The 11821-nt window shown below is 66.8% G+C and carries 11 protein-coding genes and 1 pseudogene; 6 read left to right on the top strand and 6 right to left on the bottom strand.

Going from position 1 to position 11821, the window contains the following annotated elements:
• The coding region (locus tag ACIQ6O_RS07025) for a type II secretion system F family protein (protein ID WP_396207065.1) at positions 1-406 on the bottom strand (406 nt) is incomplete at its 3' end.
• 15 nt (positions 407-421) lie between these two features.
• Positions 422-883: a type II secretion system major pseudopilin GspG gene (gene gspG / locus ACIQ6O_RS07020; RefSeq protein ID WP_396207064.1), complete on the bottom strand. Its 462-nt coding sequence runs from the start codon at positions 881-883 to the stop codon at positions 422-424.
• A 196-nt stretch (positions 884-1079) separates the two neighbouring features.
• Here gspG and ACIQ6O_RS07015 point away from each other — a divergent pair, with 196 nt between their 5' ends.
• From ACIQ6O_RS07015 to ggt, 5 genes are all read left to right on the top strand, one after another.
• Positions 1080-2603: a DUF1800 domain-containing protein gene (locus tag ACIQ6O_RS07015; protein WP_396207063.1), complete on the top strand. Its 1524-nt coding sequence runs from the start codon at positions 1080-1082 to the stop codon at positions 2601-2603.
• A gap of 16 nt (positions 2604-2619) precedes the next feature.
• Complete coding sequence (locus tag ACIQ6O_RS07010; RefSeq protein WP_396207062.1) at positions 2620-3918, top strand: DUF1501 domain-containing protein; 1299 nt, start codon at positions 2620-2622, stop codon at positions 3916-3918.
• Positions 3919-3921: 3 nt separating this feature from the next.
• Complete coding sequence (locus ACIQ6O_RS07005; protein ID WP_396207061.1) at positions 3922-4419, top strand: hypothetical protein; 498 nt, start codon at positions 3922-3924, stop codon at positions 4417-4419.
• Between the two features lie 9 nt (positions 4420-4428).
• Positions 4429-4962, top strand: a complete 534-nt coding sequence (locus ACIQ6O_RS07000; protein ID WP_396207060.1) for a DUF4256 domain-containing protein — start codon at positions 4429-4431, stop codon at positions 4960-4962.
• A gap of 104 nt (positions 4963-5066) precedes the next feature.
• Entirely contained in the window at positions 5067-6752 is a 1686-nt protein-coding gene (gene ggt / locus ACIQ6O_RS06995; RefSeq protein WP_396207059.1) for a gamma-glutamyltransferase, read from the top strand.
• A gap of 3 nt (positions 6753-6755) precedes the next feature.
• On the opposite strand, the gene ACIQ6O_RS06990 is transcribed toward ggt, so the two are convergent.
• The 3 genes from ACIQ6O_RS06990 to ACIQ6O_RS06980 all read right to left on the bottom strand — a co-directional run bounded on the left by ACIQ6O_RS06990 (position 6756) and on the right by ACIQ6O_RS06980 (position 10081).
• Positions 6756-7142, bottom strand: coding sequence for a VOC family protein (locus ACIQ6O_RS06990; RefSeq protein ID WP_396207058.1), 387 nt, complete (start codon positions 7140-7142; stop codon positions 6756-6758).
• An 11-nt stretch (positions 7143-7153) separates the two neighbouring features.
• Complete coding sequence (locus tag ACIQ6O_RS06985) at positions 7154-8725, bottom strand: RecQ family ATP-dependent DNA helicase (RefSeq protein ID WP_396207057.1); 1572 nt, start codon at positions 8723-8725, stop codon at positions 7154-7156.
• Positions 8726-8797: 72 nt separating this feature from the next.
• Positions 8798-10081 (bottom strand): amidohydrolase family protein, encoded by a 1284-nt coding sequence (locus ACIQ6O_RS06980; protein ID WP_396207056.1) that lies wholly within the window; start codon positions 10079-10081, stop codon positions 8798-8800.
• A gap of 87 nt (positions 10082-10168) precedes the next feature.
• Between ACIQ6O_RS06980 and ACIQ6O_RS06975 the strand changes: the two genes are divergently transcribed.
• On the top strand, positions 10169-11110 hold the full coding sequence (locus ACIQ6O_RS06975; RefSeq protein WP_396207055.1) for a hypothetical protein: 942 nt from the start codon (positions 10169-10171) through the stop codon (positions 11108-11110).
• Between the two features lie 13 nt (positions 11111-11123).
• Here the strand turns inward: ACIQ6O_RS06975 and ACIQ6O_RS06970 are convergent.
• Positions 11124-11821: pseudogene (locus tag ACIQ6O_RS06970) on the bottom strand (hypothetical protein); the annotation flags it as partial.

The raw sequence follows: 11821 nt of genomic DNA, 5'->3' as shown, positions 1-11821 counted from the left end.
CGCTCCGTTCGCCGGCGCGCACGATGCCACGATACAGCGGCGAGAATTGGGCGGGAAACGCCGCGAGCGCGGTGGCCAGCATCTCACCGCGCACGACCCGCGCACGCACGTCGATGACGGCATCACGCACCCGGCCGCTTGTCACCCCTGCCGCACTCTCGAGGGCGCGGGCGAGCGGCAGTCCTGCGGGCAGCAGCGCCGACATGGCCCGGGTGAACTCCAGCACGTCCCGCCGATGCCCGAGCGACAGGGCCCAGCCGGACGTCGCGGGCGCCTCCACCGCATCAAGCAGGTACAGTCCACGCGCTTCCAGGGTCGCCGTAAGGACCGCCGTGGAACTCGCCGACTCTGCCCCCCGCACGCGGGTCCCGGTGGCGTCGACCGCCTCGAACGTGAAGCGTGGCATGGCGGGCGGCGCGGCCTACTGCCAGCCGAGGATATCGGCGTTCTCGCCGTCGCCCCCGGCCCGACCGTCGGCGCCGAATGACAGGAGATCGAAACCGGCGGGGTTCGCTTCGCCCGGGTAGCGGTACACGTACGGCTTCCCCCACGGGTCGAGCGGCACGGCGCGGCGCAGGTAGGGGCCTCGCCAGTTGGCGCCCGGTTCATCGGATGGGGCACCGACCAGCGCCGTGAGCCCCTGTGCGGTACTCGGGTAGTGGCCGTTGTCCAGCCGGTAGGCGTCGAGGGCGGTGGCGAGCATCTCCACCTGCGATCGGGCGGTGGTCGACCGCGCGGTTCCCACGTGTTGGAAAACATTAGGGGCGACCAACGAGGCGAGGATCGCGATGACCGCGATGACCACGAGAATCTCGATGAGCGTGAACCCGGCTCGGGTCAGGGCCCGTCGGCTGGCGCAGCGTGACGTGACGTTCGGCCTCATATGCCATAGAATAGCGTCAGGGGGCAGCGCCGACCACCATCTTGGCGGCGGTAGCTACCGGTTCGTTTCGTCCCGGGCATTCGGCATCACGAACCGGTCCATCCCGTTACGTACCGCTAGTGACGAATGTCAAGAATGACGTTACTGTTTATACGGCTGGCGAGGTCAGCAGGGCGAAATCCAATTCGGAGGCTGGATGCAGCAGCAACCCAAAGGGCCGGAGAAGAAGTCGCGGCGCGAGTTTCTCCGCATCGGCACGAAGCGCGGGAGCGCCACCTCGCCGACGGCGTCGCCGAGCGCGGGCACAGTCAGTGCGCCGCAGACAGCGACCGCCTCGCCGGTCGACGCGAGCGTCGCGCAGGCCAAGCTGGCGCCGCTCGCGCCGTGGACCGACGCGCGGGTTCGCCTGCTCCGTCGCACTACCTATGGACCGCGCGTCAGTGACATCAACGACGTGAAGACCGTGGGCTATCAGCGATGGCTCAACGACCAGGTCAACTTCACGCGCCTCGACGTCAGCGGCCTCGACACCGACGTGGCGGCCCGCTGGCCCAATCTCGCGCGTCCGGGCACTGAACTCGTCCCGCTCGACGCTGGAATGCTGCGGAATGAACTCGCCGCCGCCACGATGTATCGGGCGGTGTTCTCGCGGCGTCAGCTGTATGAGCGCATGGTGGAGTTCTGGACCGACCATTTCAGCGTCGACATGAACAAGGTCGGATACCTCAAGGTCATCGACGACCGTGAGGTGATCCGCAAGCATGCCCTCGGCAACTTCGGTGACATGCTGAAGGCCAGCGCCAAGAGTGCGGCCATGTTGGGCTATCTCGACCAGAACCTCAGCCGCGTCGGCGCGCCCAACCAGAATTACGCGCGCGAGCTGATGGAGCTGCACACGCTCGGCGTGGACGGTGGCTACACCCAGCGGGACGTCGAGGAACTCGCGCGCGTGCTCACCGGGTGGACGTTTGTCGCGGGCGGTCAGTTCACCTTTACCGCGGCGCGTCACGACTTCGGCGCCAAGACCGTGCTGGGCGTCAGCATCCCGGCAACGTCGCCGACCATCGGCGCCGAAGGGGTGAAGGAAGGGGAGCGCATGCTCGATGTGCTGCTCAAGCACCCGAGCACGGGCCGCTTCCTCGCCAGCAAGCTGCTCAAGTGGTTCGTGACGCCGGAGCCCACGACGGCGCAGATCGACGCCGTGGCCGCCGTGTATCGGGCCACCAACGGCGACATCAAGCGCATGGTGCGCGCGACCCTCAACGAGGGGTGGATGGCGCAGGCGCCGCTCAAGCTGAAGCGGCCGTATCACATGGTCGTGTCATCGCTGCGCAACACGAGCGCGATCGTGGTGAATCTGCAGGGCGCCGTCGGGACCTCCGCGCAACTCGGGCAGTCGCTCTTCGCGTGGGAAACCCCTGACGGGTTCCCGGATATCATGGAATACTGGGCCGGTAACAACACGCCGCGGTGGGCGTTCCTCACGGGACTCGCCAACAGCACGTCGACCACGGCATTCCGCGTGAGCATGGCGCCGTATATGGCCGGTACACCGGACGCCGCGCTCGACATGATGAACGTCGAATTGTTCGGTGGCGAGATGGCATCGGCCACACGCGAACAACTGCGGGCCTTCCTGCTCGGCGCCACGTTCAACGAAGCGCGTGTGCGCGAGACACTCGGTCTCGCCCTGTGCAGTCACGAATTCCAGTGGTACTGACCTCCGGAGCATCCCGATGAGCGATCACGATCACACGCACCACACCGGCTGCTCCGAGTATCAGGACCTGTCGCGCCGCCAGTTTCTGGCCTCGTCGGCGGCGCTCTCGGCCGCTGCCGTGGTATTCCCCGAGTGGCTGCCCCGCATCACCCTCACGAACAACTTCTCGTCCACGCGCGACATCATCGTGTCGGTGTTCATGCGCGGCGGTGTGGATGGCCTGGCCATGGTCATCCCGCACACGGAAGCTCGGTACTACTCGCTGCGCCCCACCATTCGTACGCCGGCCCCCGATTCCCTGGCGGCCAATCGTGCGATCGCACTGAACAACCAGTTCGCGTTCCCGCCGGCGATGTCGGGGCTGCTCCCGGCCTACCGGGCGGGTGACCTGCTGGTGATGCATGCGGCTGGACAGAAGACCAACACGTCGCGGTCGCACTTCGACGCGCAGCGGTACATGGAAGTGGGCAAGCCGGTCGATCCCGATCTCACGTCGGGCTGGCTTGGCCGCCATCTCGCGTCGGTGCCGCCCATCAGCGCCACGCCGGTGCTGCGTGGCATCGGGTTGTCCTCCGGACTCGCCAAGACGCTCGTGGGTGGCCCCATGACGTTGCCCATCGCCGACCCGGCGAACTACGGCATCGGTGGCTCGGCCACCACGCGTGCTGCGCGCATGGCGATGCTGAAGACGAACTACGAAGGCAGTGTGAATCCGCTGCGTGCGGCGGCGCTCGATGCGGTCGGAACGATCGATCTGCTGGGGCGCCTCAACATCAACGCGTACACGCCGGCGAGCGGCGCGATGTATCCCAACACGGGATTCGGACGCGGCCTGCGATCGATCGCGGCGCTCATCAAGTCGGACATCGGCCTCGAAGCGGCCTCCATCGATGTCGGCGGCTGGGACACCCACGCCATGCAGGACCCGAACGGCGGCCAGATGGCCACGCTCATGCAGCAGTTCTCGGGTGCCATGGGCGCGTTCTGGGCTGATGTCATGAACACGGGCCTCCGTGTGACGCTGGTCGCGGTGTCCGAGTTCGGTCGCAACGTGCCGGAGAACGGCAGCAATGGCACCGACCACGGGCGCGGCACTGTGATGTTCGCCATGGGACGTGGCATCGCGGGCGGCCGCGTGCTCACGGCTGGGTGGCCGGGCATCGAGGCGGCGCAGCTCGAGAATCGCATGGATCTTCGCGTCACGCTCGACTACCGCGATGTGCTGGCGGAAATCGTGCAGAAGCGGCTCCAGAACAACAACCTTGCCTATGTGTTCCCGGGGTGGACGCCAACTGTTTACGGCGTAACCCGCTGAACGATGCCCCTCACCGAGAACAGCAACACCGGACACACGGACTGCGGGCGCTCGATGAGGCGATGGCATATTGGGCGTCTGGCGGCTATCGGGGCGCTCGTGGCCGCCGCGGCGTGCGGCGATGGGTCGACGGGGCCGAAAGCCCCGTCGCCCAATGATCCGGCTGCCGGGCGGTTTGCCCTGCAGTCGTTGAACACGCAGCCGCTCCCGTTCAGCCTGTTCAATGAGACGGGATTCCGGCTCGAGTTCACCGCGGCGTCTCTCGTACTGCAGCCCGACGGCAAGTACCTCATGGCGCAAACAACGGTGGAAACGGTAGCCGGGTTTGCCTCGACGTTCCAGGACACCGTGCGCGGAAACTGGACACAGAACGCCGGGAGTCTCTCCATTCGCGGTGACGACAGTACCGTCATCGCGGCCGTCTGGGATGGACGTGAGATTCAGCTCACGATGAACAGCGAAGGGCAGTCCCTCCGTTCGGTGTTCCGGAAGAGCCAGTAGTCGCGCACGATGGCCTCCGTGCTGCTGCACCTTCTGCAGACCCGCTTCGAGAAGCACCCGAAACGTCACCCCGGCATCGCGTGGGCCGACGTCGAAGCGCGGATCGCCAGGAACAAGAAGGCGCTGGCAGTTCTGCAACGCATGGAGGATTCCGGTGGTGAGCCGGATGTCATCGCGTATGATGCCACAACGCGCGTCGTGACGTTCTGCGATTGTGTCGTGGAGAGCCCAGCCGGACGTCGCAGCCTCTGCTACGACGGGGAGGCGCGTACCTCGCGCAAGGAGAATGCGCCCATCGGGAGCGCCATGGAGATGGCCGCGGAGATCGGTGTGGAGCTGTTGGATGAGGCCGAGTATGAGGCGCTGCAGCAGCTGGGGCGTTTCGATATGAAAACGTCGAGCTGGCTGCGAACGCCGGAGCCGCTCAGGGCACTCGGCGGCGCCCTCTTTGGCGACCGTCGCTACGAGCGCGTCTTCGTGTACCACAATGGCGCACAATCGTACTACGCCGCGCGCGGGTTCCGCGGTCTGTTTCGGGTGTAACGTCGAAACCTGACGTGTGACTGGATGCCGCCGTCGGGCGGCGAGTGACGCATATTTCTCCGGTCGTGTCGTTCGGCGTTTCGGATCTCCCGCCTGCTGGAGTCATGGTGTCCCATATTGCGCGCGCCATTAGCGCTGCTCTCGTAGCTACCTCGCTGGTCCTGGGCGTCGCGGCGACTGCCGCAGCCCAACGTCCCACCACACTGGCCGGCCGTTCGACAGTGTACGCACCGCAGGCCATGGCGGCGACGAGCCAGCCACTCGCGTCTGCTGCGGCACTCGACGTCATGCGCGCCGGTGGCAACGCGATCGATGCCGCCGTCGCCGCTGCCGCAGTACTGGGGGTCACCGAACCGCACATGACCGGCATTGGCGGTGACATGTTCGCGATCGTGTGGCTGGCGAAGGAGCAGAAGCTCGTGGCCATCAACGCCAGCGGCCGCGCGGGATCGCGCATGATTCGCGACACGCTCGTGGCTCGCGGGTTCCGCAGTGGCTCGCAACAGGGCGCGATGTCGGTGACGGTGCCAGGCGCGCTCGCCGGATGGGACATGCTGTTGCGCACGCATGGGCGCCGTACCCTCAAGCAGGCGCTGCAACCGGCCATTCGCTATGCGCGTGATGGCTTCCCGGTCACGCCCATCATCGCGGCCCAGTGGGCCAACGAAACCGCGTTCCTCAAGCGGGACAGTGCCACGGCCGCGACGTACCTCATGAACGGGCGAGCGCCGAAGGCCGGTGACTGGTTCGTCAATCGCGACCTCGCTCGCACCATGCAGGTGATCGCCGATAGCGGTGTCCGCGTGTTCTACGGCGGTTCACTTGGCAAGCGCATCGTGCAACGCCTCGATGCGCTGGGCGGATTCGTCACGCTCGACGATCTCAAGCGCAACGCCCCCAACTGGGTCACGCCGCTGTCGGTGGATTTCCAGGGGTATAGGGTGTGGGAGCTGCCGCCGAGCAATCAGGGCGTGGCGGCGCTCGAGATGCTGCGCATTCTCGAGCCGTACGATCTCAAGGCCATGGGGCATAACAGCGCGCCGTATCTGCATCATCTCATTGAAGCCAAGAAGCTGGCGTACGCCGATCTCGATCGCTTCGTGGGTGACGCAGACCACCTCGCGATGCCGGCCGCCGAGTTGCTGAGCGATGGGTTCATCGCGCAGCGCCGTGGGCTCATCAATACGTCGCGTGCGAGCGAGCGCATGGACCCCGGCCCGCTGCGTACGAAGAGCGAGACGGTGTATCTCACCACGGCCGATGCCGAAGGGAACATGGTGAGCTTCATCAACTCGGTGTACGACTACTTCGGCTCGGGCGTGGTGGTGCCGGGAACCGGTTTCGTGCTGCACAACCGCGGCGCCGGGTTCACGCTCACGCCGGGGCTTCCCAACACCGTGGCACCCGGCAAGCGCCCGTTCCACACGCTCATTCCCGGTTTCGTGACCCGCGTGGTGAACGGTCGCGAGCAAGCCTACATGAGCTTCGGGCTCATGGGCGGTGGCGTGCAGGCGCAGGGGCATGTGCAGTTCCTGCTCAACCACCTTGTCTTCGGCATGGACCTGCAGGGCGCCATCGATGCGGCGCGTTTCCGCCACTACGACGGCTACCGCGTGGCCCTCGAAGCCGTCATCACCGACGGGGTGCGCTCAGCGCTGCAGGCGATGGGGCATGTGCTCATCGAACAGCCGCCGATCGCCTTCGGCGGGGCGCAGGCCATTGTGCGTCTCCCCAAGGGCTACGCAGCCGGCAGCGATCCGCGCAAGGATGGGTTGGCGGTGGGGTACTAAGGCTTAGGCCTTCACTTCACACCCCTCGAGCGTGTTGCCGTCGAGGTCGGTGAATCGGAAGAAGAATACGCCGGGTGTCTCCGTCAGTTCACCGACCGCGACACCCTGCGCCGTGAGGGCCGTATGCGCGGCGCGCGCGTCGGCGGTGGCCAGAATCGGGTAGGTGCTCGATGGCGCCCACTCAGCGCCGTCCTCGAGCTGCCACAGCGTCAGGGTGCTGCCGGCGATTTCCCCATCGGGATCACCACCGAACTCCACGACCGACAGTCGCTGCTCCTCGTCTTCGTACAGTGCTTCCGCGCCGAGGCGCTCCACGTACCACTGGGTCGCGGCGGCGATGTCCCGCACGCGGATGATGACGGTGTCGAGACCGCGGAACGGTGATGGCATGGGCTGAATTCTCAGGACGAATGATTGATGATGGCTTCGAGGAAGTAGTCGCCGTACTTCTCGAGTTTCGCCTGGCCGACGCCGGGCACCTGCAGCAGTTCGGCGTGCGTTTCCGGCTTGCGCGCGACCATCTCCAGCAGCACGCGATCGCCGAACACGATGTACGCGGGCACCTTCTCCTCGTCGGCGAGTTCGCGGCGCAGCGTGCGCAGGGCATCGAACAGGGCGCGATCGTCCGTGTCCAGTTCGTCCGCGCCGAGCGATCGGGACACGGGCGTCCCGATTCCGCCGCGCGTGGCCGGTGACCGGCGCCACCCGGCGCGCGCCACGCGCTCGAGTTCCATCGCCTCCGTGAGCCGCTCCTCCACGCTCTGGCCGCCGCAGCTGTCGCAGGAGGCGCCGCACGGTTCGATCTGCTCGTCGAAGTGGCGTACCAGCGCCTGATGGCGGCAGCTGCCCCGTTCGATGAGGTTGAACAGTGCCTTGGTGCCGGCGCGTGTGCGTTCGCGCACCGCCTCGTCGTCGATGCGATCGGTGAAGCGTTCGTGCGCGATGACATCGGCCCACGAGTAGAACATCACGCAGTCACTCGGTAACCCGTCGCGGCCGGCGCGACCGATCTCCTGATACCACGACTCGATGTCCTTGGGCATGTCGCGGTGAATGACGAACCGCACGTTCGACTTGTCGATGCCCATGCCAAAGGCAACGGTCGCTACCACGACATCTACATCATCGCGCTGAAACGCATCCTGATTGTGGGCGCGCTCGTCGGCGGGCAGCCCCGCGTGATAGGGCAGGGCCTTGATCCCCTGCGACACGAGAAACTCGCATGTCTGTTCGACGCTCTTCCGGCTCTGGCAGTACACGATGCCGCTTTCGCCCGCGTGCATACGCACGAGGGTGAGAATCTCGCCGCGCGTGTTGCCGCCTTGCCCCTTCTTGCGCACGCCGATGCGGAGGTTGGGGCGGAAGAACGATCCCTTGAAGCCGCCGGGTTTCTTCATGCCCAGCTGTCGCAGGATATCGCGCGCCACCTCGCGGGTGGCCGTGGCGGTGAGCGCCAGCACCGGCACGTCGAGCTGTTGCTTGAGTCCCTGCAGACGGCGGTAACTTGGGCGGAAGTCGTGCCCCCACTGGCTGATGCAGTGCGCCTCGTCCACCACCAGCAGCGAGATGGGGCACCCCTGCACGAAATCGCCCAGATAGCCGTCGAGCGCTTCGGGGGCGAGGTACACCAACTCATAGGCGCCGGCGCGGAAGCCATCGAGGCGCCGGCGCCGTTCGTCGGGATCAAGCGTGGAGTTGATCGCGGTGACCTTGTAGCCCAGCCCCGCGACCGCGTCCACCTGATCCTTCATCAGGGAGATGAGCGGCGAAATGACCAGCACCGTACCGCCAAGCAGGCGCGCCGGGATCTGGTAGGTGAGCGACTTGCCCGCACCCGTGGGCATGAGCGCAATACAGTCGCGCCCGGCGAGTACGGCGTCGATGACCTCACGCTGCCCCGGGCGGAACTCGGTGTACCCGAAGACTTCGCGCAGGACGTCGTTGGGAGTGCGGGCAGCGGGCGTTGCGGTCACGGCAAGATGCGAGGGGCACGAACTGGGCTCCCTCAGGTTAAGGGAACCCGCCGCCAAAATCACCTGCCGCGGTTATCGCCCTCGCGTGTTCACCTGCCGGCCGCCGATCCACACCGAATGCTGCTTGCGGATGTTGCGCATGTCGGTCAACGGCGACGCGTCGAGTACGACGAAGTCAGCCCACTTGCCGGGCTCCAGCGACCCCAGTTCGCGGTCGAGCCGCAGGCATCGGGCCGCCCCGAGCGTGGCGCTGGTGAGTACGGTGCGCGTCGACAGTCCCGCATCCACCATCATCTCCATCTCCATCAGTTCGAAGTATCCCTGGAAGCGCCCCAGCGGCCCCGTGTCGGTGCCCATGGCAATGGGCACACCGGCCTTGTCGAGCGTCGCGAGATTGCGCGTGGCCACGGGCAGCTGCGCCTTGTACCGCTGCGCGCTGGTACTCGTGCGCGTGGCGGCCATGCGGGCGGGCTCGCTCACGGTGGTCATCCACTGCCGGTTGGCATGCGCAAGAAACTGCGAGTCGCGGAAAAACGCGGGGATGGTGTCGTACACGAAGGTCGACACCTCGCGCATCAGGGTAGGGGAGTAGCACACCCCACTCTGCTTGAGTGCCTGTACGAAGGGGGCGTCCACCGCGACGTCCCGCACACTGTGCGCGATATAGTCGGCGCCGGCGTCCAACAGGGCGCGTGCATCATCGAGGTAGTAGATGTGCACCGCCACCCGCTTGCCGCGGGCATGCGCCGCACGAATCACGGCGCGGTAGACTTCGGGGGCCATCTTCTTCGCCGTGCCGAGGTTGTCGTCCACGCGGATCTTCACGATGTCCACGTTCCTGGCGACGACCGCCTCCACCTGCGCACGCGCCTCCTCCGGCGTCGTAGGCGTAAGCACCGGGCCGGCGAGGTACACACGCGCATGCTCGGGAGGCGCATTACGCTGCGCATCGCGCGCGGCGAATACCTCGGGGGTCTCGTCGCCCAGGGAGTACACCGTGGTGACGCCGTACGCCGCGTACGTGGCGAGATTGGCCAAGCTCGATGCGTGACCGTGGGCATTGATCAGCCCGGGAATGACGGTCTTGCCGTCGAGCGCAATACGCTCGGCACCAGCCGGCACGCGCACGGCGTTCGCCGGGCCCGCGGCGACGATGCGCCCGTTACGCACGACGATCGTGGCGTTGGGGACGGGCGCCCTGGTCGTGCCGTCGATGAGCGTGGCGCCCGTGAAGGCACGCACCGGTACGCTGGGCTGCGCGCGCAGGGTCCATGCAGGCAGCGACATCACAAACGCGCCGAGGGCTAAACCGTAGGCGCCGGCTCGGGCCACGTGCGGGGGCAGAAGAGTCGTCATGCCCCAAGTTGCGGCCGCTCGGCGGATCCCGGAAGCGCATGAAGCGCCGCGCTTTCGTCGGCGCCCCGGGATGCCCAGCTTACTCGCATGACTGATCACGTCCTCACCGATGTCACGCTCGTGCTCGGGGCACCGCTGCACGACACCCGGGCATTCCGCGATTTTCAGGAGCATGCGACAGCGGGGCACGCCGTGGCCGACCATCCCTGGGTCGCCCACGAGCACGACGCGGTGAACAGCCTCACCTCGCGAGAGGGGACGGTGGCCAGTCACACGCTGCTCGAGACGATCGTGGGGGGCGTCCTCGGCGTACCGGTCATCATCGCCGACGTGGAACGACAGTGGGTGCGTCATGCCGACGGGCAGCTGTACGCGGCGATCACCTTCAGCGCCGACGACGTGCGTCCCCGCGCGGCCGGCCGAGCATTGCGGGCGGAGGCGACGATTGAGGCGCTGAACGCGGTCGGGGCCTCGCTGTCGTCGCTCGACGGCCGTGCGTGGCTGGCGTGGAGTAGCCGCAGCGTGTCGGATGTCGCGGACGACGATCAGACCCGCCGCACGACAACGCTCATGGCCACCATCGCCGACGCCATGTTTGCCACGGGTGAGACGAACGCCCCCGACGCAGCACCGGCCGATCTCGACCTCACGACCGATCTACGGCGCGCCATCGCGCTGGGGAGCGAACACGCGGACAGCAGCAATGCCATGGTGAATGAGCTGCGCTGGCTGCGGCACCGTGATCCACTGCGGTACGAATGGGCAAACGTGCACATGGATGCCTTCTTTCTCGCCGCACTCCCCGCCGAGCAGATCGAGGCGAGGCTCGCGAATGAGTCGCCGGCCGCGCTCGTGTTTCTCTACATCGGACGCGATCGCACGGAGCGTCTCAAGGCCGATCCGTACATCACGCCGCGCTTTCACCGCGAGCTCGCGGTGCGTAGCTATCTCACGGCATATGCCGTGCAGCGGCTCGCGCCGCAGATCTCGCAGCATCTGCGGCGGGCCATGGGCGCCCCCGCGTCGTAACTGCTTTCTACCGTTACCAGACGAATCGTGTCACGGCTCCCGCACGTGGGGCCGACCAGCGGGTGCCGACGAACGGTTGGAGGCGCGTGGCCAACGCACGGGCATCGATGCCACGTACTACACGTTCCGATTTGTCGGGCGAGGTGAAGAAGTCGTCCCAGTGACCCAGTAGCACATGCTGCGGATCGAGTGACGCCAGCAGGATGTCGGGATAATCGCCGGGCTGATCGTAGTTCGCGGCGGTCATCATGAGCACGGTGTGTTGCGCCGCAGGTAAGGCGCGAACGACGTCGGCGGCACGGCGCTGGACGTCGCCCCCCGCCGCCGCATCGTGGTACACGAAACGGTATCGCGTGGTTCCCGTGTCATCGAGCACGTCGATAGCCCACGCGTAGGTGGTGCCCATCTTCCAACCGTGCACGGTGCGCGGCAGGGATCGCCTCGGGGTCGTTTGCTGACCGGGCGCGATGGTGAGCGACGCGAAGTTGGGCGCGTGGGCCCAGCGCATGGCGTGAATGCGGATCGCGGGTCCGACCGGCAGCGACCGCCCCGCGCGGGCGGCGTTGTCCCCCGCCACTGAGTCGATCGCGACACGCCGGGTGGGCCCCAGCCCAGGCACCGGCGCCAGCAGGTTCGCGACTGTACTGCTGCCGTACACCACGGCGTGGGGCATCCCCGTCAGCATCGGGGGCAGATCGATGAGATGATCGT

Origin of the sequence: Gemmatimonas sp., assembly GCF_044345575.1 — a bacterium.
Lineage (GTDB): Bacteria > Gemmatimonadota > Gemmatimonadetes > Gemmatimonadales > Gemmatimonadaceae > Gemmatimonas.
The sequence above is the reverse complement of the archived record's forward strand: the minus strand, read 5'-3'. Positions and strand labels throughout refer to the sequence as shown.